Genomic DNA, 25,626 nt, shown 5'->3' with positions numbered 1-25,626 from the left:
CCCTTTTCCGTCTTTACCGAAGCTTCCCCACTGCCCCGAAGAAGCCCGCCTTGCGGGGGTCGGCGTCGGCCAGACCCTTGATCTCCGGCCGCCAGACCCCCACTTGGACGATTCCTGGTTCGAGCAGCTCCATGCCCTCGAAGTAGGCCGCGACCTGGGTCGAGGTGCGGGCCGTGATGTTCCCGCTGGTGGTCTGCCGGTACGTCTTGTAGACGACCTCCTGGAGATCGTCGTCGACCTCGCCCATGTGGCCGTGCGACAGGACCAGGTAGCTGCCCGGCACCATCGGCCCCCGCAGCTCCCGCACGATCCGCGCGGCCTCGTCGTCGTCGGGCACGAAGTGCAGGATGGCCAGTAACAGGATCGCCACCGGCTGGGAGAAGTCGATGAGCTCCCGCACCTCGGGGTGGTCGATGATCGCCTTGGGGTCGTGCAGGTCGGCCTGGACGACGGCGGTGTTGCGGTTCTTGGCCAGCAGCGCCCGCCCGTGGGCCAGCACGATGGGGTCGTTGTCGACGTAGACGACCCGGGCGTCGGAGGCGACCGACTGGGCGACCTGGTGGGTGTTCTCCCTGGTCGGCAGGCCCGAGCCGATGTCCAGGAACTGCCGGATGCCCTGGGCGGCCAGCATCCGCACGGCCCGGGAGAGGAACGCGCGGTTCTCCCGGGTGAAGTCGCGGACGTACGGCATGCGCGCGAGGATCTCGTCGGCGGCTTCCCGGTCGGCCGCGAAGTTGTCCTTGCCGCCGAGGTAGTAGTCGTACATCCGGGCGACGCTGGGCTTGTGCGGGTCGATGACCCACGACGGTGCCGGCTCGTGCTCGGACAACGTGGTCGCCTCCGGTCAGGGGGGAACTGTCGCGCGCGTCCTAAATTCGCATAAAGGATCGCCTTTCGCGAGATTCTAGAGGGTCTGTTGGGATTCATGGCTCCAGAAACGCCGAAGGGCGGATCCGCGTGGATCCGCCCTCCGGTGCTGAGGTGCTACTTGAGCACGACGTCCTTGATCTCGACCCGCAGCTTGGGCGCGTTCGAGCCGCCGTCCTCGGACAGGATGTCGTCCTCGTTCTTGATGACGCCCTCCTTGGCGATCTTGTCGACCACGTCGAGGCCCTTGACGACCACTCCGAACGGCGTGTACGCCGCCGGGAGCTGGGCCGCCTCGTCGCTGTAGGAGATGGCGAACTGGCTGCCGTTGGAGTTGGCCGCGTCGCCGCCCTGGGCCATGAAGACCACGCCGCGCGAGTAGGCCGGGCCGAGGTTCTCGTCGGGGAACAGGTAGCCGGGGCCGCCGGTGCCGTCGGTCTTGTTCTTGCCGTCGCCCTTGGCCTGCGGGTCACCGCACTGGAGCAGGTCCAGGCCGTTGCTCTCGGCCGTGGTGAGCCGGTGGCACAGGGTGTTGTCGAAGTAGTTCTTCTTCGCCAGGAAGTAGAACGAGTTGACCGTGCACGGCGTCGACTCGGGGACCAGCTCGATGACGATGTCGCCCTGGTTGGTCTTGATCGTCATGTTCTTGGCGGCCAGCGCCGCCTTCATCGGCTTGGCCGGGGGCATGCCCACGAACTTCGCCGGAGCGCCGGAGTCGTCCTTGCGGTACTCGCACTTGACGTTCTTCGGGTCCACCGGCGTGGGGGGCGCCGTCGGCTGGTCCGGCAGCGTCGAGGGGATCGACGTGATCGACGGCGCGGGGGTGGCGGGGCCGGTCTCCTCGCCCTGCGCCGCCGCGTTGCCCTCGGCCCCGCTGTCCGTGCAGCCCGTCAACGCGACGAGCGCGAGGACCACTGCGCCGACCCCCAATCGGACGCGACGGGCCTGGCCCAGGGCCAGGGGTTTCTGCCGATTCGTGTCGGTCACCGCGTTGCCTTCCATTTATTCGTCCATTGCTGAAGTTTCGCGTCACTCTATCCGTGATCGTGTTTGCTTCGCGTAAGCCCAGTCCCAGGGGCCACACAGGTAACGATCTTGCCTTCACCAGGGCTGGGATTAGCATTGTGGAGGTGCCTAGTGGGTCATACCTCCGCTTTCCTCACATCCATCGAGAGCTGCTGACGTTCGTCGCCGAGGACGACGTCTGGATCGCTCCGCTCGACGGCGGGCGGGCCTGGCGTCTCACGGTCGAACAGGTCGGCGCGGCCCATCCGCGCCTGTCGCCCGACGGCGCGCGGGTCGCCTGGGCGAGCGGCCTCATCCCGGCCGAGGTGCACGTCGCGGGGGTCGAGGGCGGCCAGATCGAGCGGCTGACCCACTGGGCCGACCACCACACGCGGGTGCACGGCTGGCTCGACGCCCGGACCGTCGTGGCCGGCAGCTCCCACGACCAGCCCTTCGGCCACTGGACCTGGGCCCGCACGGTCCCGCTCGACGGCGGGCCGGGAGAGCGGCTGCCCTACGGGCCGGTGGGCGCCCTCGACCTGCGCGACGGTCACACCCTGCTGCTGACCGGCTCGGCCAGCCACGACCCCGCCCACTGGAAGCGCTACCGGGGCGGCGGCATGGGCCGCCTGTGGCTCGACGGCCGCCGCCTGCTCGCCGGTCACGAGGGACAGCTCGCCTCCCCGATGCTGGTCGGCGGCCGGATCGCCTTCCTGTCCGACCACGAGGGGACCGGCAACCTCTACTCGGTCGCCCACGACGGGAGCGACCTCCGCCGCCACACCCACCACGAGGACTTCTACGCCCGCCAGGCCGCCACCGACGGCGCCCGCGTCGTGTACGCCCACGCCGGCGGCCTCTGGCTGCTGCCCGGCCTGGACGCCGAGCCCGAACCCCTGGAGGTCCGCCTGGGCGGGGCCGGCCGGGGCCGCCAGCACTACTGGGCCGGATCCAGGCCCGACGACCTGGCCTGCGACACCACCGGCCGGGCCAGCCTCGTCGAGGTCGCCGGGACCGTCCACTGGGTCACCCACGAGGACGGCCCCAGCCGCGCCCTGTCGGCCCGGGGCCGCGCCCGCCTGCCGATCGTGCTGGGCAGGATGGAGCGCGCCGACGACGCCGACGACGACGACCTGGGCAAACGGGTCAACGGCCCGGCCGCCTGGGTGACCGACGCGCCCGGCGAGGACGCCATCGAGCTCGGCGTCCCCGGCGCGGTCACCCGCACGATCGCGGCCGGCGAGCTGGGCCGGGTCGAGGCGATGGAGGCCGCCCCCGACGGCTCGGTGATCGCGGTCGCCTCCCACGACGGACGCCTGCTGCTGGTCGACCCGGAGACCGGCGAGGTCACCGAGCTCACCCGCACCGAACACGGCCACGTCAGCGGCCTCGGCTTCGACCCCCGGTCGCGCTGGCTGGTCTGGTGCCACCCGATGGCGCGGGGCGCGTCCATCCGCCTGGCCAGGCTGGAGGACGCCGAGATCGTGCACGTCACCGACGGCCGGTTCACCGACAGCTCGCCCGCCTTCACCGGCGACGGCCGCAACCTGGTGTTCCTGTCGCGGCGCGGCTTCGAGATGGTCCACGACTCCCACTCATTCGACCTGGTGATCACCCACGGCACCCGCCCCTACCTGCTGCCGCTGGCCGCCGGGGCGCCCTCGCCCTTCGCGCCCTCGGTCGAGGGCAAGGCCGCCGACGGGGGAGAGGCCGGCGACGGCGCGGTGGTCGTCGACCTGGCCGGGCTCGACGGGCGGATCGTGCCGCTGCCGGTCCCCGAGGCCCGCTACTACGGCCTGCGGCCGGTCAAGGGCGGCCTCACCTGGCTGCGGCGCAACGCCGACGGGACGACCGTCCTCGAACGGTTCGACCTCGACAAGCGCAAGACCGAGGAGCTGGCCTCGGAGGTGCGGCTCTACTCGGTCAGCGGCGACGGCTCGCGGATCGCGCTGCGCGACGGCTCCGACATGCGGGTGATCTCGGCGACCGGCAAGAACGGCGACGGCGTGGCCGTCGACCTCGACCGGGTCAGGGTCCGGGCCGACCCCGACCGGCGCTGGCGGCAGGCCTACTCCGAGGCCGGGCGGATCATGCGCGACTACTTCTGGGTCGCCGACATGGCCGGGGTGGACTGGGCGGCGGTGCTGGAGACGTACCGGCCCTGGCTCGACCGCATCGGCGGCGCGGACGACTTCGCCGACCTGATCCGGGAGGTGGTGGGGGAGCTGGGCGCCTCGCACGCCTACGTGCGGGCGGCCCGCCACCACTGGCGGCGGCTCACCGGGCTGCTCGGGGCCGACCTCGCCCCCGACTCCGAGGGGCTGTGGCGGGTGCGGCGGATCTTCCCCTCGGAGCTGTCCGACCCGGCGGCCCGCTCGCCGCTCCAGGGCTCGGGGGTACGCGCCGGCGACGCGATCCTGGCCGTCGACGGCACCCCGGTCGACCCGGTGACCGGCCCCGCGCCGCTGCTGTCGGGCGCCTTCGGCCACCCCGTCGAGCTGACCGTGGAGTCGGGCGCGAAGGTCTTCCGGGCGGCTGTGGTCCCGCTGGCCGACGACCGCTCGCTGCGGTACCACGCGTGGGTGACCGACCGCCGCCGCCGGGTCCGCCGCCTGACCGGCGGCCGGATGGGCTACCTGCACGTGCCCGACATGGGCCCCTCGGGCTGGGCCCAGCTCCACCGCGACCTGTCCCACGAGCTGGCCAAGGACGCCGTGATCGTGGACGTGCGCGGCAACCGGGGCGGCAACACCTCCCAGCTCGTGATCGAGAAGCTGTCGCGGCGCATCGTCGGCTGGGACCTGTCCCGCCGCCAGGAGCCGATGAGCTATCCGATGGACGCCCCGCGCGGCCCGGTCGTGGTGCTCTGCGACGAGGAGACCTGCTCTGACGGCGACGTCATCACCGCCGCCGTGCAGGCCCTCGGGCTCGGCCCGGTCATCGGCACCCGCACGTGGGGCGGCGTGATCGGCATCGCCGCCGCCCACCGGCTGGGCGACGGCACCCACATGTGGGTGCCCGGCTACGCCTACTGGATCGAGAACTACGGCTGGGAGCTGGAGAACCGGGGCGCGACCCCCGACGAGGAGGTGCTGATCACCCCGGCCGACTGGGCGCGGGGGGCCGACCCGCAGCTCGACGCCGGGGTCCGGCACGCGCTGCGCGCCCTGGAGGGGCGTCAGGCGAGCCTGCCGCCCGACCCGGCCACGCGGCCGTTCCGGGGACGGGCCCCCAGGATTTAATCCCGTTCTCAGATATGTCTGGAAACCTTCGCTCATGTTCGATTCGGTCTTCGGCCTCCCCTTCCACCCGCTGGTGGTGCACGCCGCCGTGGTCTTCACCCCGCTGCTGGCCGCCGTGGCGGTCGCGTACGCCGTGCTGCCCCGGTTCCGGCCGAGGCTCGACTGGGCGCTGGTCCTGCTCGCCCTGGCCTCCCCGGTCAGCGTCTTCGTCGCCAAGGAGAGCGGCGAGGCGCTGAAGGAGTCCCGTTACGCCGGGCAGACCCCTCCGCCGATCGCCGAGCACGAGTCGTTCGCGAACCCGCTGCTGCTGACCTCGCTGGCGCTCGCGATCGTCGGGCTCGCGCTGGTCTGGGCGGTCAACCGGTCGCAGAACAAGGTCCTCGCCGGTGTGCTCTCGGTGCTGGCCGTCGTCGGCGCGGTCGCGGTCACGTTCTACGTCGTGCGCGCCGGGCACACCGGCGCCACCGCCGTGTGGGGCCTAGGCTAGGGGTTTGTGGAGAGCCTGTTCGATTCGGCCGCCCGGGACAACACGCCGGAGCCGCTCGCCGTCCGGATGCGCCCGCGCACCCTCGACGAGGTGATCGGGCAGCGCCACCTGCTCGGCTCGGGCACCCCGCTGCGGCGGCTGGTCGAGAGCGAGGCCCCCATGTCGCTGTTCCTGTGGGGGCCGCCCGGCACCGGCAAGACCACGCTGGCCTACGTCGTCTCCAACGTGACCAAGCGCAGGTTCGTCGAGGTCTCGGCCGTCTCGGCCGGGGTCAAGGACGTCCGTACGGCCATCGAGAACGCCCGCCGCGAGCTGGGCATGACCGGGCGGCAGACCGTCCTGTTCGTCGACGAGGTCCACCGCTTCAACAAGGCCCAGCAGGACGCGCTGCTGCCCGCCGTGGAGAACCGCTGGGTCACCTTCATCGGCGCCACCACCGAGAACCCGTTCTTCTCGGTCATCTCGCCGCTGCTGTCCCGCTCGCTGCTGCTGACCCTGGAGTCGCTCACCGACGACGACGTCGCGGCCGTCCTCGACCGCGCGGTGACCGACGAGCGCGGCCTCAACGGCGCGGCCGTCCTGCGGCCCGAGGCCAGGGAGCAGCTCGTCCGGCTGGCCGGGGGAGACGCCCGGCGCTCCCTGACCTACCTGGAGGCCGCCGCCCTGCTGGCCGACGACATCACCGTCGAGGTGGTCGAGAAGGCCGTCGACAAGGCCGCCGTCCGCTACGACCGGCAGGGCGACCAGCACTACGACGTGATCAGCGCGTTCATCAAGAGCATGCGCGGCTCCGACGCCGACGCCGCCCTCCACTACCTGGCCCGCATGGTCGAGGCGGGGGAGGACCCGCGCTTCATCGCCCGCCGGATCGTCATCTTCGCCTCCGAGGACGTCGGCATGGCCGACCCGACCGCCCTCCAGGTGGCCGTGGCCGCCGCCCAGGCGGTCGACTTCATCGGCATGCCCGAGGGCCGCATCAACCTGGCCCAGGCAGTGATCCACTGCGCCCTGGCCCCCAAGTCCAACGCGGTCGTGGCGGCCATCGGGGCGGCCTCGGCCGACGTGCGGGCCGGGAACATCGGGCAGGTCCCGGCCCATCTGCGCGACGCCCACTACCCGGGCGCGAAGAAGCTGGGACACGGGGAGGCCTACCGCTATCCCCACGACTTCGACCACGGCGTGGTGCGCCAGGACTACGTGCCCGAGGAACTGCGCGACCGGCGCTACTACCAGCCGACCACCCACGGCGCGGAGGCGCCGGTGGCCGAGCGGTGGGCCAGGCTGCGCGCCTTTCTGCGCGGCGATCCGCGATAGGGTTTCTGCCATTCGTCGCAGGGGCCCGCCAAGGAGGTCTGCCCATGCTCACCGCTGGAGAGGTCGCCGGCCTGATCGTCGCCATGTTCTGGGCGATCCTGGTCTGCTTCCTGGCCTACGTGCTGATCAAGGTGGCCCGGCTGCTGACCGCCACCACCAAGGTCGTCAACGAGCTCGGCGACAAGGTCGTGCCTCTGCTCAACGAGGTCAGCTACACGGTCAGCGAGACCAACCGCCAGCTCGTCGCGGTGGAGGCCATCGCCTCCAACGTGAAGGAGGTCAGCGACGACGTCGCGAAGATCACCGGGCTGGCCTCGACGGTGGTGACGGGGCCGATCATCAAGATCTCCTCGATCGCCCACGGCATCCGCGGCGCCCTGTCGCGGCGCGGCGGCCGCGGCGGCCGTCGTGCCGTGGAGCGCCGGCCGTGATACGCCGCCTCTTCTACATGACCCTGGGCGCCTCCCTGGCGGTCTGGGTGATGCGCAAGCTGGAGGCGCTGAAACCCGAGCACGTCGCCCGGCGCACGGCCAGCCACCTGCGTGACTTCGCCGGTGACGTCCGGGCCGGCGCGGCGACCAGGGAAAACGAGTTGCGGGCCCGCCACGGGCTCGGAACAGTCGGACACAGACCAACGAACAACGACGTAAAGGATGGCCGCTGAAATGGAGTCGGCAGAGATCGTCCGCCGCTTCCTGCGCTTCTTCGAAGAGCGCGGGCACACCGTCGTGCCCTCGGCCAGCCTGGTCGCAGAGGACCCGACGCTGCTGCTGGTCAACGCGGGCATGGTCCCGTTCAAGCCCTACTTCCTCGGGCAGCAGAAGCCGCCCTACAAGAGGGCCGCCAGCGCGCAGAAGGTCATCAGAACCCTCGACATCGACGAGGTCGGCAAGACCACGCGGCACGCCAGCTTCTTCCAGATGCTCGGCAACTTCTCCTTCGGCGACTACTTCAAGGAGCAGGCGATCCCGTTCGCGTGGGAGCTGCTCACCAACCCGGTCGACAAGGGCGGGTTCGGTTTCCCCGAAGAGAAGATGTGGGTGACGGTCTACCTCGACGACGACGAGGCGATCGAGATCTGGAAGCGCGCCGGCGTCCCCGCCGAGCGCATCCAGCGCCGCGACCTGGCCGACAACTACTGGCACATGGGCGTTCCCGGGCCCGGCGGCCCCTGCTCGGAGATCTACTTCGACCGGGGCCCGGAATACGGCCGTGAGGGCGGCCCCATCGCCGACGAGACGCGCTATCTCGAGGTGTGGAACAACGTCTTCATGCAGTACACGCTCGGCGCGGTCCGCACCAAGATCGATTTCGACGTCGTGGGCGAGCTGCCCGCCAAGAGCGTCGACACCGGCATGGGCCTGGAGCGCATGGCGGCGATCCTCCAGGGCGTCGACAACATCTACGAGATCGACACCACGTTCAAGATCCTCAGCCGCGCGGCCGAGCTGACCGGCACCCGCTACGGCGCCGACGGCCGCAACGATGTGTCGCTGCGCGTCATCGCCGACCACCTGCGTGCGGGCGTCATGCTCGTCGGCGACGGCGTGCTGCCCTCCAACGAGGGCCGGGGCTACGTGCTGCGCCGCATGCTCCGCCGGGCGATCCGCAACCTGCGCCTGCTGGGCTCGGGCGAGGAGCGCTACATGCACGAGCTCACCGCCACCACGATCGGCGTGATGGGCCAGCAATACACCGACCTGATCGCCGACGCGGCGCAGATCCACGGCGTGATCGACGCCGAGGAGACCTCGTTCCTGGGCACCCTCCGCACCGGCACGACGATCTTCGACACGGCGGTGGCCGAGAGCAGGAAGAGCCACACGAGCGTGCTGTCGGGCGACAAGGCCTTCCAGCTCCACGACACCTACGGCTTCCCGATCGACCTCACCCTGGAGATGGCGGCCGAGCAGGGCCTGAAGGTCGACGAAGAGGGCTTCCGCCGCCTCATGGGCGAGCAGCGCGACCGCGCGAAGGCCGACTCCAAGCTCAAGAAGACCGGCAACGCCGACATTTCGGTGTTCGGCCAGATCCTGGAGAAGGCGGGCAAGGTCGAGTTCCTCGGCTACGACCACCTGACCACCGACACCGAGATCGCCGGCATCCTCGTCGACGGCGCCACGGTCCCGGTCGCGGGCGCGGGCACCACCGTCGAGGTCGTGCTGCTGCGCACCCCGTTCTACGCCGAGGGCGGCGGCCAGCTCGCCGACCAGGGCGTGATCCGGAGCGAGAACGGCGAGATCGAGGTCGTCGACGTGCAGTCGCCGATCGCGGGCCTGGTCGTCCACCGCGGCAAGGTCACCTCGGGCGAGGTCAAGGTCGGCGACGCCGCCCACGCGGCGATCGACGTCGACCGCCGCCGCTCGATCTCGCGCAGCCACACCGCGACCCACCTGGTCCACCGCGGCTTCCGCAACGCGCTCGGCGAGACCGCCGCGCAGGCCGGTTCGGAGAACTCGCCCGGCCGCTTCCGGTTCGACTTCACCTCGGCCGGCGCGGTGCCCGTCAGCGTGCTGCGCGACGTCGAAGACGAGGTCAACGCGACCCTGATCGACGACCTCAAGGTCAACGTCGTGCACACCTCCCAGTCCGAGGCGCGCAAGATGGGCGCGCTGGCGCTGTTCGGCGAGAAGTACGGCGACGTCGTCCGCATCGTCGAGGTCGGCGACTACTCGCGTGAGCTCTGCGGCGGCACCCACGTCGCCAGTTCGGGCCAGCTCGGCCTGATCAAGGTACTCGGCGAGTCGTCGATCGGCGCGGGCGTGCGCCGCGTGGAGGCGCTGGTCGGTCTCGACGCGTTCCGCCACCTGGCGCGGGAGAGCGTGCTGGTCTCCCAGCTCAGCGGGGCGCTCAAGGCGCGGCCCGAGGAGCTGCCCGAGCGCGTCGACGGCATCGTCACCCGGCTGCGCAACGCCGAGAAGGAACTGGAGAAACTGCGCTCCGCGCAGGTGCTCGCGGTGGCCGGGGAGCTCGCCTCCGGGGCCTCGGACATCCAGGGCGTTTCCGTCGTAACGCACCGCGCGCCTGCTGGAACCACCCCAGATGACCTGCGTAAACTCGCTCTCGATGTGCGCGGCCGGTTCCCCGGTGATCGCGCCGCGGTGGTCGTCGTCGCCGGTGTCCCCTCGGACCGTCCCGTCGTGGTCGCCGCTGTCAACGAGGCGGGGCGCGACCGAGGGCTGAAGGCGGGCCGTCTGGTCGGTGTTGCCGCCAAGGCACTTGGGGGTGGCGGTGGCGGCAAAGACGATGTCGCGCAGGGCGGCGGGACGAACGCGGGCGCTGTCGACGACGCGTTGCGTGCGGTCGTCGAGGCGATCTCTTCCAGCCTGTGACCATATGAGATTCGGCACACGACTCGGCGTCGACGTCGGGTCGGTCCGCATCGGCGTGGCCCGCAGCGACCCTTCGGGGCTGCTGGCCACGCCGGTCGAGACGGTGAGGCGGGGGCGGGGCGACCTCGACCGGCTCGCCGAGCTCGTCACCGAACACGAAGTCCTCGAAGTCGTCGTCGGACTGCCGACCTCGCTGTCCGGCCGGGAGTCCCACGCCGCCGGCGCCGCCCGCGAGTTCGCGGCGGCGCTGGCCGCCCGGATCGCCCCCGTCCCGGTCCGCCTCTACGACGAGCGCCTGACCACCGTGACCGCGCAGGCCAACCTGCGCCAGAGCGGCCGCAAGGCCAAGAACCAGCGTGACGTCATCGACCAGGCGGCGGCCGTCGTGCTGCTCCAGGCCGCTCTCGACGGCGAGCGCGCGTCGGGCAAACCACCAGGTCATCCCCTCGACCCACCATCCGGTGGAGAAACGAGCACCGGGACCGGACGGTGAGCCCGCAGGAGTGGGACACCTTCCTGCTCGCCGACGAGGCCGAACCCGTCGACCACGACGCGCGGCGCGAACGGACCAGGAAGATCGTCCACGCCGGGCTGGCGGCCGTCGCGACCGCCGGGATCGTCGGCCTGTTCACCCTGGTCCGGCCCTTCCTCGGGCCCGACGACTTCGAGGGGCCGGGCACGGGCGCGGTCGTGGTCCGGATCAGCTCCGGCGACAGCGCGGCCCAGGTCGCCGAGACCCTCGCCAGGGCGGGGGTGGTGGCCAGCGCCGGATCGTTCGTCCGGGTGGTGGAGGACCGCGCCAAATCGGGCAGCCTCCGGCCGGGCGACTACAAGCTGGCCAAGGGCATGGCCGCCTCGGCCGCCCTCGACCGGCTGCTCGACCGCGACTCGCGGGTGTCCCGGCGGGTGACCATCCCCGAAGGGCTGCGGGCCAAGGAGGTGTACGTCCGCCTCTCGGCCGCCTCGGGGTTCCCGGTCGCCGAGTTCGAGAAGGCCGCGGCGCAGCCGGAGACGCTGGGGCTGCCGCCGTACGCCAAGTCGGCGGAGGGGTTCCTGTTCCCGGCGACCTACGAGGTCGAGCCGTCGAGCACCGCCAGGAGCCTGCTGCGCGACATGACCGCCCAGTTCGGGCGGGTCGCCGACCGCCTGGGGCTCGACTCGGCCGAGGGCATGGACCCGCTCCAGGTGGTCACCACCGCCAGCATCGTCCAGGCCGAGGGCGGTCGTGACGACGACTATCCCAAGATCGCTAGAGTGATCTACAACCGCCTCAAAAAGGGCGGGCGCCTGGAGATGGACACCACTGTGCTCTACGCGCAGAACCGCAGGACCCTGAACGTGTCCGAGAAGGACACGCAGGTGCGCTCGCCGTACAACACCTACCGGATCGACGGTCTGCCCCCAGGACCGATCGGCAACCCCGGTGAACAGGCACTTCTCGCCGCGCTGAACCCAGCGAAGGGTGATTGGTACTGGTTTGTCACTACCGATCCAGGCCGTAGAATCACCAAATTCACTGACAACGAAGGCGAGTTCGTGAAATATCGGGAAGAGCTGAACAGGTACCTCGGGACGAACTAGGCCGACTGACGACTGACGGTCCGCGCACCGGGCCGATCCATACCGAAGCTTGATCCCCCCTCGGTTTGGCGCATCGCTTGACGCGAGGCCAGTCCTACCGAGAGATTGGCCAGCGCACTATGAACGACCTCGACATGGACTCTTTGCTTGGCGCACCCGACGAGGGCGGGCCGTCGCGACGTTCGCGCGGGCAGCAGACCCGCAGCCGGCGCCGCAGACGGCGCACCCGGCGCAAGGGTGCGGCCGCGTCCGTGATCGCGATTGTCATCATCGTCGGCATCCTCGGCGGTGGTGGCTACCTGGGTTACCGGTGGCTCAGTGACGCCGTGACGGCCGACGACTACACCGGCCAGGGCAGCGGCGAGGTGACCATCGTGATCGAGGAGGGGGCCTCGGCCGGCGACGTCGCCAACGAGCTGGAGAAGCAGGACGTCGTGGCCAGCGCCCGCGCCTTCGTCCAGGCCGTCGACGCGGCCGGCAAGGGCGGCTCGCTCCAGCCCGGCCACTACGCGATGAGGAAGCAGATGTCGGCCGCCGCGGCGGTGACCCTGCTCGACCCCGACAAGCGCCTGCGCGACAGCCTGACCATCCCCGAGGGCTACCGCGCCACCCGTGTCTACGACACCCTCGCCGAGGCGACCGGCATCCCGGCCAAGGAGTTCTCCGACGCCGCCAAGGGCGACATCGGCCTGCCGTCCTACGCCAGAGGCAAGGTCGAGGGCTTCCTGTTCCCGGCGACCTACGAGCTGCCGCCGAACATCACCGCCGGCGAGATCCTCACCAAGATGACCGACCGCTTCAACGAGGCCGCCGAGAAGTACGACCTGGCCGCCGAGGCCAAGCGGCTCGGCTACACCCCGATGGAGATCATGACCATCGCGAGCATCGTGCAGGCCGAGTCGGGCACCCCCGACGACATGGGCAAGGTGGCCCGGGTCATCTACAACCGCATGGCGCTCAACCCGCCGATGAAGCTCCAGATGGACTCCACCACGATGTACGGCCTCGGCAAGTACGGCATCGCCGCCACCTTCGAGGAGACCGAGAGCAAGTCGCCGTACAACACCTACAAGGTCGACGGCCTGCCGCCCGGCCCGATCGCCAACCCCGGCGACCACGCCATCGAGGCCGCGCTCAAGCCCGCCAAGGGCGACTGGCTGTTCTTCGTGACCACCGATCCCAAGAACAAGGTCACCGAGTTCACCGCCAGCGAGGCCGAGTTCGTCCGCCTGCGCGACAAGTTCCACGCCACCCAGAATTGATCCCGTGAACACGAGAGCAGCCGTCCTCGGCTTCCCGGTCCGTCACTCGCTGTCGCCCCTGCTTCACCGGGCGGCCTACGCGGAGCTGGGCCTGACCACCTGGTCCTACGACGCCATCGAGTGCCGGGAGGAGGAGCTGGCCGCCTTCGTCGGCGGCTGCGGGCCCGAATGGGCCGGGCTCTCGCTGACGATGCCGCTCAAGCGGGTGGTGTTCCCGCTGCTCGACACGGTCGCGCCGCTGGCGGTCGAGGTCGGCGCGGCCAACACGGTGATCTTCCGCGACGGGGCCAGGCACGGCGAGAACACCGACGTCCACGGCATCGTCGCGGCGCTGGCCGAGGCGGGGGTCCCGGCCCCCGCCAGCGCGACCGTCCTCGGGGGCGGCGCCACCGCCGCCTCCGCGCTGGCCGCCCTGCGCGAGCTCGGGCTCCGTGAGGCGGCTCTGGTCGTACGCGATCCGCGCCGCGCCGGGGAGACCCTGGAGGTGGCCGAACGGCTCGGGATGTCGGTCGAGACCCAGCCGTTCGAGTCGTTCGACGCCGGCGTCGACCTGCTGGTGTCGACCCTGCCCGCCGGGGCGGCCGACTCCTTCGCGGCCGAGGCGGCGCGGGCGCGGGCCCTGTTCGACGTGGTCTACTCGCCCTGGCCGACGGTGCTGGCGCAGGCCGTGCGGGAGAAGGGCGGGACGGTCGTCGCGGGGCTGTCGATGCTGCTGCACCAGGCGGTGCGGCAGGTCGAGCTGATGACCGGGCGGGCGCCCGCTCCCGTGGAGGCCATGCGGTCGGCCGTATGGTAAGGTGGTGAATCGATCGGTCCGGCATGTGCCGGACGCGCAAGCGGAGGTCTTCCTCCCACCTGATCAGCCGAGAGGCAGACGGGTTCAAGGATCACAGTAGAGTTCTCGGACTCAGTGGCCCCGCATGCGTGACGTGCCGGGGCTTATTCGTGTTTCCGGCACGGTCGAGCAGACAGGCGAAGGTCCCTTGGAGGTCCCATCAGCACCGAGCCCCGCATCAACGATCGTATTCGTGTCCCCGAGGTCCGCCTCGTCGGCCCGAACGGCGAGCAGGTCGGCATCGTCTCCATCCACGATGCACTGAAGCTCGCCCAGGAGTCCGACCTCGATCTCGTTGAGGTCGCGGCCACGGCACGCCCGCCCGTCTGCAAGCTCATGGACTACGGCAAGTTCAAGTACGAGTCGGCCATGAAGGCGCGCGAGGCCCGCCGCAACCAGGCACACACGATCATCAAGGAGATCAAGCTCCGGCCGAAGATCGACCCGCACGACTACGAGACCAAGAAGGGTCACGTCGTGCGCTTCCTCAAGGCGGGGGACAAGGTCAAGGTCACGATCATGTTCCGCGGACGTGAGCAGTCGCGTCCCGAACTGGGCTTCCGGCTCCTGCAGCGGCTCGCTGAGGATGTCACCGAGCTGGGCTTCGTGGAGTCTCAGCCCAAGCAGGACGGCCGAAACATGATCATGGTGATCGGCCCGCACAAGAAGAAGGCCGAGGCCAAAGCCGAGAAGGCGGCGGCCCGTGCCGGGCGCGACGACGACCTGGCGAGCGATCCCGTCGCCGTCGAGCAGGAATAAAAGCCGCTTCGCGGACGCAGTGACTGGGAGCCCTTCGCGGCTCTTGCGAGTCAGGAACGCCGGGACCCGGCCCCCTGCGGGGCCGGGAGATCGGCTTGGAACAACGAGGGAGAGACGGCTGAGATGCCGAAGATGAAGACGCACAGTGGTGCGAAGAAGCGCTTCCGGGTCACCGGCTCCGGCAAGATCATCCGTCGCCGGGCCAACCGCAAGCACCTTTTCGAGCACAAGCCGTCCACCCGCACGCGCAGGCTTGAGGGTGACGTGGTGATGTCCGCCGCGGACACCAAGAAGATCAAGAAGCTGCTCGCTAAGTAACGACCCCCGGGGAGACAGAACAACATGGCACGCGTGAAGAGGGCGCTCAACGCCAAGAAGAAGCGCCGGGTCGTCCTTGAGCGGGCGAGTGGTTACCGGGGTCAGCGGTCGCGGCTGTACCGCAAGGCCAAGGAGCAGATGCTCCACTCGATGACCTATGCGTACGCGCACCGCAAGGACAAGAAGGGCGCGTTCCGCCGCCTGTGGATCCAGCGGATCAACGCCGCTGCCCGCCAGAACGGCATGACCTACAACCGGCTCATCCAGGGCCTGCGCCTGGCCGGCATCGAGGTCGACCGCAAGATCCTCGCCGACCTCGCGGTCAACGAGTCGCAGACCTTCGCCACGCTGGTCGAGGCCGCCAAGAAGGCGCTCCCGTCCGACGTGAACGCTCCGGTCGCCTAAGCGATCTGTTGCTTTCTGGAAGGGCTCACCGTCCTGGTGGGCCCTTCTTTTCTATCCCGGAGGGCCATGTGACCGAGCTGACCAACACCAAGTCACCGCGGGTCAAGGCCGCGCGGAGGCTGACCAAGCGGGCCTTCCGCGACCGCGACCGGGCGTTCCTCGCCGAGGGTCCCCAGGCGGTGCGCGAGGCGCTGGCGCTCCCCGACGTGACGGTGGAGCTCTTCGTCACCGCCGAGGCCGAGGCCCGTCACGCCGACATCGTCGGCGCGGCCTTCCAGGCGGGGGTGCCGGTCCACCGGGCCAGCGGCGAGGTGATGGCCGAGCTCGCCCAGACGGTCACCCCGCAGGGCCTGATGGCGGTGTGCAGGTTCGTCCACGTGCCCCTCTCGACCGTGGAGGAGACCCGGCTGGTGGCGGTGCTGGCGCACGTCCGCGACCCCGGCAACGCCGGCACCGTGCTGCGCACGGCCGACGCCGCCGGAGCCGACGCGGTGGTGTTCACCGACGCGTCCGTCGACCCCTACAACGGCAAGTGTGTACGGGCCAGCGCGGGCAGCCTCTTCCACCTGCCCGTCGTGACCGGGCTGGCGGTCGACAAGGCGGTGGCCGAGCTGAAGGACCGCGGCCTGCGGATCCTGGCCGCCGACGGCACCGGCACGGCGACCCTCGACGAGGTCGACCTGTCGGCCCCCACGGCCTGGGTGTTCGGCAACGAGGCGTGGGGCCTGCCGCCCGAGGTGCTGGCCCTGGCCGACGAGGTCGTCCGGGTGCCGATCTACGGCCGCGCCGAGAGCCTGAACCTCGCCACCGCCGCCGCCGTGTGTCTGTACGCCAGCGCGCGGGTTCTCCGGCAGACCTGACATTCCGTGTAATAGGTGCGTACCCGGGCGGTGACGGGCTGCCGAAGGGCTCCGGAAACCCGCTATTGTCGGCGGAGACGGCTCGCGGAGCACGGCTGGAGGGGTCCTTTGCGCGGCGAGAACACCCATGGACGGGTCGCCGACCCGTCGAGTGTGATCGCCATCGACGCCCTTCCCGACGGCGTCGTCGTGGTCGACGGCGACGGCGTCGTGATGGCCGTCAACAAGGCGGCCGAACGGCTCACCGGCCTGCACCGCAAGACCTCGGCCGGGCGACACGTCGGCGATGTGCTGCCCCTGCGCGACACCGAGGGGCGCGACTGGTGGAAGTGGCTCGACCCGGGGGGCGGGCTGTCCATCCGCTCGCGCCAGGTCGAGCTCCCCGTGCAGCTCGACGGGCGCGACCTGCTGGTGACGGCCGCGTTCATGCGGGTGCCCGCGCGGGCCGGGAAGGTCATCCGGGTGGTCATCACCCTGCGCGACGCCGGGTCCCGCCGCCGCCTGGAGCGCAGCCGGGCCGACCTCGTGTCGACCGTCGCCCACGAGCTCCGCTCGCCGCTGACCAGCGTGAAGGGCTTCACCGCCACGCTGCTCGCCAAGTGGGACCGGTTCAACGACGCCCAGAAGCTCGTCATGCTCCAGACGGTCAACTCCGACGCCGACCGGGTGACCCGGCTGATCACCGAGCTGCTCGACGTCTCGCGGATCGAGTCGGGCCGGCTGGAGATCCGCCGGCAGGTGGTCGACATCCCGGCCCGGGTGCGCCGCATCATCGCCGGGCGGGTCGCAGCCGGTGAACCCGAAGACCGGTTCTCGCTGACCGTGACGGACGAACTGCCGGAGACCTGGCTCGACCAGGACAAGATGGACCAAATCCTTGGCAACCTGGTCGAAAACGCGGTGCGACACGGCGGTGGGAAGGTCACAATCGTCGTAGAACCCGTGGAATGGGGAGTTGCCGTGTCCGTGCGCGACCAGGGCGAGGGTGTCGCACCCGAGCTGGCCTCGCGCGTCTTCCGCCAGTTCTGGCGCGGCAACGACCGCCGCCGCGGCGGCACCGGCCTCGGCCTCTTCATCGTCAAGGGCCTCGTGGAGGCCCACGGCGGCACCATCACCGTCGAACGCGCCCCCGGCGGCGGCGCCGAGTTCCGATTTATCGTGCCCACCGGGCAACCTGACTTCGCTTGACGCGAGGCCACCCGGTGGGCGCCTGCCACCGACGGTCACCTCTGTGAAGTCGTATACGCCCAAGCTGGGCCTTTTCTGCGGCCAGTCGTGGATATGTGGCCAGACCTCCGGCCAAGCGCGCCGGTGTCCGAGAAGGAGCGCCGGGAGCGCAGCGACCAGAGCGACGCAGGAGGACACCGGGTCCAGAGCGCTTGGCCCGCTGCGCCGGAGGCGCGGCCATCAAACACAACCCATAGAATCAGGGGCCGCCATTCCGGCCCTGGATACGGAGTTCCCTTGTCTGATTACGACCCGGTCGAGGTGACACCGCTGCACGCCGACGAGCTGGCGCGCGCGGAGGCCGATGCCCTCGCCGCCATCTCCTCGGCCGCGGATCTCGACGAACTGAAGCAGGTCAGGCTGGCCCACGCCGGCGACCGGTCCCCGATCGCGCTGGCCAACCGGGAGATCGGCGCGCTGCCGCCGGCCGCCCGTGCCGAGGCCGGCAAGCGGATCGGCTCCGCCCGCAAGGCCATCGGCCAGGCGCTGGCCGTCCGGCAGACCGAGCTGGAGGCCGAGCGCGACGCTCGGGTGCTGGTCGAGGAGACCGTCGACGTCACCCTCCCGTGGGACCGCGCGCCGCGCGGGGCCCGCCACCCGCTGACCACGCTCCAGGAGCGCATCGCCGACTGCTTCGTGGCCATGGGCTACGAGGTCGCCGAGGGCCCCGAGCTGGAGGCCGAGTGGTTCAACTTCGACGCGCTGAACATCGCGCCCGACCACCCGGCCCGCTCCGACCACGACACCTTCTTCGTCGAGTCGGTCAAGTCGGGCAAGGTGCTGCGCACCCAGACCTCGCCGGTCCAGATCCGCGCCCTGCTGGAGCGCCCGCTGCCGGTCTACGTCATCTCGCCCGGCAAGGTGTTCCGCACCGACGAGCTCGACGCCACCCACACCCCGGTGTTCCACCAGGTCGAGGGCCTCGCGATCGACAAGGGCCTGACGATGGCCCACCTGAAGGGCACGCTCGACCGGTTCGCCGAGGTCATGTTCGGCGAGGGCATCACGACCCGGTTCCGGCCCAACTACTTCCCGTTCACCGAGCCGTCCGCCGAGATGGACCTGCGCTGCTTCGTCTGCCGCGGGGCCTCGTCGCTGCCGGGCAACCCGCCGTGCCGGACCTGCAAGTCCGAGGGCTGGATCGAGTGGGGCGGCTGCGGCATGGTCAACCCGCGCGTGCTGATCGCCTGCGGCGTCGACCCCTCGGTCTACTCCGGGTTCGCGTTCGGCATGGGCATCGAGCGGACCCTGATGTTCCGCCACAACGCAGAAGACATGCGCGACATGGTCGAAGGCGACATCCGCTTCACCCTGCCGTTCGGAATGGAGGTCTGATGAAGGTCCCGCTTTCGTGGCTGCGGGAGTACGTCGATCTCCCGCCCGTCACCGCACACGAGATCGCCGACAAACTCACCGCCGCCGGCCTCAAGCTGGAGGCCATCGCCTCCCACGGTCACGACCTCAAGAACGTCGTCGTGGGCCAGGTCATCGAGATCGAGGAGCTGACCGGCTTCAAGAAGCCGATCCGCCACTGCCTGGTCGACGTCGGCGAGGCCGAGCCGCGCGAGATCGTCTGCGGCGCGACCAACTTCGCCGTCGGCGCGGTCGTCCCGGTCGCGCTGCCCGGCGCGGTCCTGCCGGGCGGCTTCGAGATCGCCTCCCGCAAGACCTACGGCCGCCTGTCCGACGGCATGATCTGCTCCGAGGCCGAGCTCGGCATCGCCGAGTCGTCGCCGGGCATCCTGCTGCTGCCCGCCGACACCCCGCTCGGCACCGACGTGGTCGGGCTGCTGGGCCTGCGCGACGACGTGCTCGAACTGGAGATCACCCCCGACTGCGGCTACGCGCTGTCGATCCGCGGCGTGGCCCGCGAGGCGGCCACCGCGTTCGGCGTGCCGTTCCGCGACCCGGCGGCGCTGGAGCTCCCGGTGGCCGAGGGGGTCACCCACCCGGCCGAGATCGGCGACCCGACGGCCTGCGACCGGTTCGTCCTGCGGGCCGTCTCCGGGTTCGACCCGGCGGCCGAGTCGCCGCTGTGGATGCGGGTGCGGCTGACGCGGGCCGGGATGCGTCCCGTCTCGCTGGCCGTCGACGTCACCAACTACGTGATGCTGGAGCTCGGCCAGCCCCTCCACGCCTTCGACAGGAACACCGTCCAAGGCGGGATCGTGGTGCGCCGGGCCCAGCCGGGCGAGCGCCTGGAGACCCTCGACCACGTCACCCGTGAGCTGGCCGAGGACGACATCCTGATCACCGACGACTCGGGCGTGATCGGCCTGGCCGGCACCATGGGCGGGCTGTCGACCGAGATCTCCGCGACGACCACCGACATCGTCATCGAGGCGGCCCACTTCTCCGCCACCGGCGTCGCCCGCATGTCGCGCCGCCACAACCTGGTGTCGGAGGCGTCCAAGCGCTTCGAGCGCGGCGTCGACCGCGAGCTGCCGCTGGCCGCGTCGTGGCGGGCCGTCCAGCTCCTCACCGAATTGGGCGGCGGCGTGGCCGAGCCCGGGGTGACCCACGCGCAGGCCGACGTGGCGCCGGTGTCGATCACCATCCCGTCGGGCCACCCGGCGCGGGTGGCGGGGGTGCCCTACTCGCGCCAGACCGTGGTCGCCCGACTGCTGCAGGTCGGCTGCCGCGTCGTCGACGGCGTGGCCGAGGCGGCCGAGGGCGGCCGCGGCGTGGCCGCCACCGGTGTGGTGACCAGCGGCGACCTGGCCGCGAAGCTGGCCGTGACCGGCGACGACCTGATCACGGTCTACCCGCCGAGCTGGCGTCCCGACCTGACCGACCCCAACGACCTGGCCGAAGAGGTCATCCGGCTGGAGGGCTACGACGCGCTGCCCTCCACGCTGCCGGGCGCTCCGGCCGGGGCGGGCCTGACCGAGACGCAGCGCCTGCGCCGGCGGGTCGGCCGCGCGCTGGCGCTGTCGGGCTACGTCGAGGTGCTGTCCTACCCGTTCATCGGGGCCCGCGACCTCGACCACCTGCAGCTTCCCGCCGACGACGCCCGCCGCCGGGCGACCCGGCTGGTCAACCCGCTCAGCGAAGACGAACCGTACATGCGGACGACGCTGCTGCCGGGCCTGCTGAAGACGCTGGTCCGCAACGTGGGCCGGGGCTTCACCGACCTCGCGCTGTTCGAGACCGGCCTGGTCTACCGCCCCGGGGCCGACGCGCCGGAGACCGCGCCGATCCTCACGGTCGAGCGCCGCCCGACCGACGAGGAACTGGCCGTCCTCACCGCCGCGCTGCCCGAGCAGCCCGTGCGGGTGGCCGCCGTCCTGGCCGGAGAGTTCGAACGGTCCGGCTGGTGGGGCCAGGGCCGCGCCGCGACCTGGGCCGACGCGATCGAGGCCGCCCGCGTGATCGCCCGGGAGGCCGGGGTGTCGCTCGACATTCGCGCCGACCAGCACGAACCGTGGCACCCCGGCCGCTGCGCCGCCCTCTACGCGGGCGACGTGCTGGTCGGCCACGCCGGTGAGCTCCACCCGCGCGTGGTGGAGGCCTACGGCCTGCCGAGGCGCACGGCGGCGATGGAGCTCGAACTGTCCCGCCTGGCCGCCCCGGCCCCGGCGCAGACGCCGTCGATCTCCGCCTACCCGGTGGCGACCCAGGACGTCGCGCTGATCGTCCCGGCCGACACCCCGGTCGCCTCCGTCGAGGCCGCGCTGGTCGACGGCGCGGGCGACCTGCTGGAGTCGGTGCGCCTGTTCGACGTCTACGAGGGCGCGCAGGCGGGCGAGGGCAACAAGTCCCTCGCCTACACCCTGCGTTTCCGCGCCCCCGACCGCACCCTGACCGCCGACGAGATCGCCGCCGCCCGCGACGCGGCCGTCGAGACGGCCGCCGCGCAAGTGGGGGCCCGCCTGCGCGGGGTGTGAACCTGATGTGAGCGAAAAGGGCGCCGGGATCCGGCGCCCTTTTCCTTTGCGCCGATGCGTTCGGTTCGCTGCTACGGCGCCGGATTGCGTCATGGCGCCGGTCCCCATCGTGTCAGCGGTCCTCGCCGTCTTCGGGAAAAGGCCTTCTTTCCGTTACGGCTCCGCCCTCCCCGCCACCCGACCAGCCGGAGCCACCCACCTGGGGAGATCGCCTCTGGCGTCGAGGTCACTGGAAAGGGGAGCTATCTAAGTCGAGCCGCCCGGCAGAAGGAGCGTCGGCGTCTTCGGTATTGCCATGCGGAGGGAGAAAACGACTCCCGGGTGGAAGAGGTGTTTTCCACAGAGGGGCGGGAGCTCTCTGTGGGGGAGACGTCACCGGCCTACGATGGCTCGGCCTAGGGGAGGCAGGTGATTGTCGTGTCCGGAGACGGGCTGGTCGGCAGGGACGCCGACGTCGAGGGGGTCGAGGAGGCCTTCCGCCGCACCCGCCTGGTCACGCTGACCGGGCCTCCCGGCGCCGGGAAGACCGCGCTGGCCCGGGTCATCGCCGCCCGGCACGGCGCGCGGGTCGTCGACGCCGACCAGGGTCCGTCGGCGCTGGCCGAGATCGGGCTGCTGGCCGGAGACGGGTTCCTCGTCGTCGACGGATGCGACCGGGTGCTGGAACTGCTGGTGCCGTACATCGGGGTGATGTTGCAGCGCCATCCCGGCCTGGCGATCCTGGCGACCTGCCGTCAGTCCCTGGCGCTGCCGGGGGAGCGGGTGGTCGCGCTGCGCGAACTCGCGGCCGGGCACCGGGAGGAACTGCTCGGCCGGCTGGGAGTGGTGGCCCCGCCCGAGACGCTGCGGCGGGTCGACGGGCTTCCGCTGACCCTGGTGCTGCTGGCGGCGGCGCTCCGACGCGGCGAGTCCGGCGGGCCGCTGCTCGACCTGCTCTGGGACCTCGGCCACGACGGCCCGCCGCGCCACGCGACGATGCGCACGGCGATCGGCTGGAGCCACGAGCAGTGCACGCCCGAGGAGCGCCTCGTGTGGGCGCGGGCCTCGGTGTTCGAGGGCGGGTTCGACCTGGAGGCGGCCCAGGCCGTCTGCGGTGACGACGACGTGACCTCGGCCGTCGCCGCGCTGGTCGACCGGTCACTGGTGACGAGGTCGGAGTCCCGTGGGAGGGTGCGGTTTCATCTCCCCGAGACCGTCCGCGCGTTCGGCTCCGAGTGGCTCAGCAGGGCAGGTGAGCGAGAGGCGACCGAACACCGCCACTTTCATCATTTCCGCACCCTCGCCCGCCGGGCCGAAGCCGAGTGGCAGGGCGGCCAGCTGCGCTGGTACCGGCGCATGCGGCTGGAGCGCGGCAACCTGATCAAGGCCCTCGACTCCCGGCTGTCCGACCCCGAGGGGGCCGACGACGCCCAGGACCTCGCCGGCACCCTGTGGTTCCTGTGGGCCTGCTGCGGCCTCCAGAAAGAGGGCGCCGCCCAGCTCGCCCGGGTGCGCGAGGCGGGCGGCTCGCCGGGTCCCGAACAGGACAAGGCGCTCTGGACCGCCGCCTGGCTCCATGCCGCCCTGGGCGATCCCGACGCCGCCGAAGAGGCCCTCTACTGCTGCGCGAACCAGGGCCCGGCCCGCCTGACCCAGGTCTCGGCATGGGTGGCCGCCCAGCGCGGCGCCTTTCCCGAGGCGCTGCGCCTGATCAGAGACGCCCGTGAGGGCCACCGCAGAGACGCCGACCTGTTCCCCGGCTTCCTGCCCAGCTACACCGTCATCGCCACGACCCTGATCCGCATGGGCGACCTGGCGGGGGCGACGACCGTCCTGCGCGAGGGCCGCGAGCTGTGCGTGACGACCGGCGAGATCTGGACCCGGTCCCATCTCGACCACCTGCTCGCCCAGGCCGAACACCTGATGGGCGCCGCGTCCGCGGCGCTGACCTCGGCCCGCGGCGCGCTGACCACGGCCCGGCAGTTCGGCGACCCCGCCGCGCAGGCCGCCGGGGTCGAACTCGTCGGCGTCCTGACCCGCGACGGCGCGCTCGTGGCCGCCGCCGACCTGGCCTGGGCCGGCATGGAAGGGCTGCGATCACCCGTGCTGGCCGAGATCAGGGACCGCGCCCCCGCCATCCCACCGGCCGCCGGCCTGGGCCTCGACGACGCGGTGGCGCTGGCCCTGGAGGAGTCACCGGACGAGTCACCGGACGCGAAGAGGGAGGTCTGGTGACCGGCAGCCTGCCCGCCGAGACCAGCAGTTTCATCGGACGCAAAGACGAGCTCGACCGGCTGGCCGGGCTGCTGGCCGAGTCGCGCCTGGTCACCGTGACCGGCCCGCCCGGCGTCGGCAAGACCCGCATCGCGTTGCGGGCCGCCGCCGACATCGCCGACGCCTACCCCGACGGCGCCTGGTTCGCCGAGCTGTCCCCCGAGCAGGACCCCAACCTGCTGGGCAGCGTCGTCGCCCGCGCGCTGGGGCTGCGGGAGCAGTCGACCCGCCCCTACGAGCAGGTGCTGGCCGAATACCTGGCCGGGAAGCGGCTGCTGCTCGTCCTGGACACCTGCGAACACCTGGTCGCCCCGTGCGCCACGCTCGTCGACGGCCTGCTCGCCGTGGCCCCCGGGCTGCGGGTGCTGGCCACCAGCAGGGTGCCGCTCGACGTGCCGGGGGAGAGGCTGCTGGAGGTCGCGCCCTTCGCCCGGCCCGAGCCGGAATCCGACGACCTGCTGGGCTACGACGCCGTGCGCCTGTTCGTCGAACGGGCCCGCGACCGGGTGCCGGGCTGGCAGACGGGGGAGAGCGCGCTCATGGCGGTCGGCCGGCTGTGCCGCCGCCTCGACGGCATCCCCCTCGGCATCGAACTGGCCGCCGGTCACCTCCACGCCCTGTCCGCCGAGGAACTGGCCGACCGGCTGACCGACCCCTTCGACCTGCTCACCGCCGGATACCGGGGCGGCCCCGCCCGCCACCGCAGCTTCCGGACCGCCGTCGGCTGGAGCCACGAGCTCTGCACCCCGGAGGAACGCCTGCTGTGGGCCCGCCTGTCGGTGTTCGCCGGATCGTTCCGCGAGCAGACCGCGCAGGCCGTCTGCGCCGACGACCGGCTCCCCGACGTGGCGTCCGTGCTGGCCGAGCTGGTCCGCAAGTCGATCGTCACCCGCACCGGCGACCGCCACCGGCTGCTCGACGGCATCCGCGAATACGGCCACGAGTGGCTGTGCGAACTGGGCGAGGAGCGCGTGATGCGCAGCGCCCACCTGGCCCACTACCGGGCCATGGCCGAGCGGCTCGACCGCGAGTGGTACGGCCCGAACCAGCTCGAATGGGCCGACTGGGCCGACGCCGACCTGGCCGAGATCCGCCTCGCCCTCGACTACGGCATCGGCCACGGCGGCACCGCCTGCCTCGACCTGGTGTCGTCGTGCTGGATCATCTGGGGCGCCCTCGGCCAGATGCGCGAGGGCCGCTACTACGTCGAACGCGCCCTGGCCAACGGCCCCCGCGAGGGGTCGTCCTACGCGCGGGCGCTGTGGGTCCTCGGCTGGATCACCGTCTTCCAGGGCGACATGGGCCTGGCCGAGCGCAGCTCCCAGCAGGCCCTGGCCGAGGCCCGCCGCATCGGCGACGAGGAGGCGATGGGCCACGCCCTGGTTCGCCTCGGCGGGGTGCGCCTGTTCAGCGGAGCCCCCCACAAGGTCGAGGAGATCATGCACGAGGCCCGCGTTCACCTCGCCGCCGCCGGGGCGGCCGACACGATCGACGACCTGGTGATCGACGGCGGCCAGGCGATGGCCTTCATCTTCCTGGGCGACGTCGAACGCGCATGGGGCGTCCTGCAGGACATGCACGCCAAGTCGCGCCGCAAGGGCGAGATCTGGATGCGCGCCTTCGGCGACCTGTTCCGCTCCCAGCTCATGCTGGCCCGGGGCGATGTCGAGGGCGCCGACGCCGCCGGGCGTGAACTGCTCGCGGTGAAGTGGCGGCTCAACGACGTGCTGGGCGTCGCCATGGGCGCCGACCACCTCGCGACGGTGGCGATGGCGCGGGGCGAGGCGGGGTCGGCGGCGTGGATGCACGGCGCGGCCGAACGCCTGTGGCTGACCTTCGGCCTCACCGCGATGGGCTCCGACGAACTGGCCGCGCCCAGGGTGGCCACGGCGGAACGCGCCCGCCTGGTGCTGGGCGACGCGGGCTACGAGAGGGCCTTCGAAGAGGGGTTCGCGGCGTCCGTGGAGGAGGTCAGAGAACGCCTGTCCTGAC

At 71.5% G+C, this 25,626-nt stretch carries 21 protein-coding genes; 19 read left to right on the top strand and 2 right to left on the bottom strand.

Going from position 1 to position 25,626, the window contains the following annotated elements; all coding sequences use genetic code 11:
* Nucleotides 1-13 precede the first annotated feature (13 nt).
* Together AW270_RS17125 and AW270_RS17120 are read right to left on the bottom strand one after the other, a co-directional pair.
* Nucleotides 14-829 carry an SAM-dependent methyltransferase gene (locus AW270_RS17125; protein ID WP_061295348.1) on the bottom strand — a complete coding sequence of 272 codons (816 nt, stop codon included), beginning with the start codon at nt 827-829 and terminating at the stop codon, nt 14-16.
* 155 nt (nt 830-984) lie between these two features.
* Nucleotides 985-1,854: a peptidylprolyl isomerase gene (locus tag AW270_RS17120; RefSeq protein ID WP_245674738.1), complete on the bottom strand. Its 870-nt coding sequence runs from the start codon at nt 1,852-1,854 to the stop codon at nt 985-987.
* Nucleotides 1,855-1,997: 143 nt separating this feature from the next.
* Between AW270_RS17120 and AW270_RS17115 the strand changes: the two genes are divergently transcribed.
* From AW270_RS17115 to AW270_RS17025, 19 genes are all read left to right on the top strand, one after another.
* On the top strand, nt 1,998-5,114 hold the full coding sequence (locus AW270_RS17115) for a S41 family peptidase (protein WP_061296126.1): 3,117 nt from the start codon (nt 1,998-2,000) through the stop codon (nt 5,112-5,114).
* 34 nt (nt 5,115-5,148) lie between these two features.
* The gene (locus AW270_RS17110) at nt 5,149-5,601 is read left to right on the top strand and encodes a DUF2231 domain-containing protein (protein ID WP_061295346.1); all 453 of its coding nucleotides are present in this window, start codon (nt 5,149-5,151) and stop codon (nt 5,599-5,601) included.
* A gap of 66 nt (nt 5,602-5,667) precedes the next feature.
* Nucleotides 5,668-6,915 carry a replication-associated recombination protein A gene (locus tag AW270_RS17105; RefSeq protein WP_082801650.1) on the top strand — a complete coding sequence of 416 codons (1,248 nt, stop codon included), beginning with the start codon at nt 5,668-5,670 and terminating at the stop codon, nt 6,913-6,915.
* Nucleotides 6,916-6,959: 44 nt separating this feature from the next.
* On the top strand, nt 6,960-7,346 hold the full coding sequence (locus AW270_RS17100) for a DUF948 domain-containing protein (protein WP_061295344.1): 387 nt from the start codon (nt 6,960-6,962) through the stop codon (nt 7,344-7,346).
* A complete protein-coding gene (locus tag AW270_RS17095) occupies nt 7,343-7,579 on the top strand; it encodes a hypothetical protein (RefSeq protein ID WP_061295343.1) in 237 nt (78 codons plus the stop codon). Before AW270_RS17100 ends, AW270_RS17095 begins: the two co-directional genes overlap by 4 nt.
* A gap of 1 nt (nt 7,580) precedes the next feature.
* Nucleotides 7,581-10,247 carry an alanine--tRNA ligase gene (gene alaS / locus AW270_RS17090; protein ID WP_061295342.1) on the top strand — a complete coding sequence of 889 codons (2,667 nt, stop codon included), beginning with the start codon at nt 7,581-7,583 and terminating at the stop codon, nt 10,245-10,247.
* A 4-nt stretch (nt 10,248-10,251) separates the two neighbouring features.
* Nucleotides 10,252-10,740, top strand: coding sequence for a Holliday junction resolvase RuvX (gene ruvX, locus AW270_RS17085; RefSeq protein ID WP_061295341.1), 489 nt, complete (start codon nt 10,252-10,254; stop codon nt 10,738-10,740).
* On the top strand, nt 10,737-11,828 hold the full coding sequence (gene mltG / locus AW270_RS17080; RefSeq protein WP_061295340.1) for an endolytic transglycosylase MltG: 1,092 nt from the start codon (nt 10,737-10,739) through the stop codon (nt 11,826-11,828). Before ruvX ends, mltG (AW270_RS17080) begins: the two co-directional genes overlap by 4 nt.
* A 251-nt stretch (nt 11,829-12,079) precedes the next feature.
* Complete coding sequence (mltG, locus tag AW270_RS17075; RefSeq protein ID WP_245674737.1) at nt 12,080-13,090, top strand: endolytic transglycosylase MltG; 1,011 nt, start codon at nt 12,080-12,082, stop codon at nt 13,088-13,090.
* A 4-nt stretch (nt 13,091-13,094) separates the two neighbouring features.
* Complete coding sequence (locus AW270_RS17070; RefSeq protein ID WP_061295338.1) at nt 13,095-13,886, top strand: shikimate dehydrogenase; 792 nt, start codon at nt 13,095-13,097, stop codon at nt 13,884-13,886.
* Between the two features lie 198 nt (nt 13,887-14,084).
* On the top strand, nt 14,085-14,684 hold the full coding sequence (gene infC / locus AW270_RS17065; protein ID WP_082801616.1) for a translation initiation factor IF-3: 600 nt from the start codon (nt 14,085-14,087) through the stop codon (nt 14,682-14,684).
* A 123-nt stretch (nt 14,685-14,807) separates the two neighbouring features.
* Nucleotides 14,808-15,002, top strand: a complete 195-nt coding sequence (rpmI, locus tag AW270_RS17060; protein WP_061295336.1) for a 50S ribosomal protein L35 — start codon at nt 14,808-14,810, stop codon at nt 15,000-15,002.
* A gap of 24 nt (nt 15,003-15,026) precedes the next feature.
* Nucleotides 15,027-15,407, top strand: coding sequence for a 50S ribosomal protein L20 (rplT, locus tag AW270_RS17055; RefSeq protein ID WP_061295335.1), 381 nt, complete (start codon nt 15,027-15,029; stop codon nt 15,405-15,407).
* 68 nt (nt 15,408-15,475) lie between these two features.
* Nucleotides 15,476-16,267 carry a TrmH family RNA methyltransferase gene (locus tag AW270_RS17050; protein ID WP_061295334.1) on the top strand — a complete coding sequence of 264 codons (792 nt, stop codon included), beginning with the start codon at nt 15,476-15,478 and terminating at the stop codon, nt 16,265-16,267.
* 108 nt (nt 16,268-16,375) lie between these two features.
* Complete coding sequence (locus tag AW270_RS17045) at nt 16,376-17,455, top strand: sensor histidine kinase (RefSeq protein WP_061295333.1); 1,080 nt, start codon at nt 16,376-16,378, stop codon at nt 17,453-17,455.
* A 237-nt stretch (nt 17,456-17,692) separates the two neighbouring features.
* Nucleotides 17,693-18,829 carry a phenylalanine--tRNA ligase subunit alpha gene (pheS, locus tag AW270_RS17040; RefSeq protein ID WP_439649062.1) on the top strand — a complete coding sequence of 379 codons (1,137 nt, stop codon included), beginning with the start codon at nt 17,693-17,695 and terminating at the stop codon, nt 18,827-18,829.
* Nucleotides 18,829-21,381, top strand: coding sequence for a phenylalanine--tRNA ligase subunit beta (locus AW270_RS17035; protein WP_061295331.1), 2,553 nt, complete (start codon nt 18,829-18,831; stop codon nt 21,379-21,381). The genes pheS and AW270_RS17035 overlap by 1 nt, the downstream gene beginning before the upstream one ends.
* Before the next feature lie 417 nt (nt 21,382-21,798).
* Nucleotides 21,799-23,595, top strand: a complete 1,797-nt coding sequence (locus AW270_RS17030) for an ATP-binding protein (RefSeq protein WP_061295330.1) — start codon at nt 21,799-21,801, stop codon at nt 23,593-23,595.
* On the top strand, nt 23,592-25,625 hold the full coding sequence (locus AW270_RS17025) for an ATP-binding protein (RefSeq protein ID WP_061295329.1): 2,034 nt from the start codon (nt 23,592-23,594) through the stop codon (nt 25,623-25,625). Before AW270_RS17030 ends, AW270_RS17025 begins: the two co-directional genes overlap by 4 nt.
* The last annotated feature ends 1 nt before the right edge of the window (nt 25,626 follow it).

Origin of the sequence: Herbidospora cretacea (assembly GCF_001570605.1) — a bacterium.
GTDB lineage: Bacteria > Actinomycetota > Actinomycetes > Streptosporangiales > Streptosporangiaceae > Herbidospora > Herbidospora cretacea.
The sequence above is the reverse complement of the archived record's forward strand: the minus strand, read 5'-3'. Positions and strand labels throughout refer to the sequence as shown.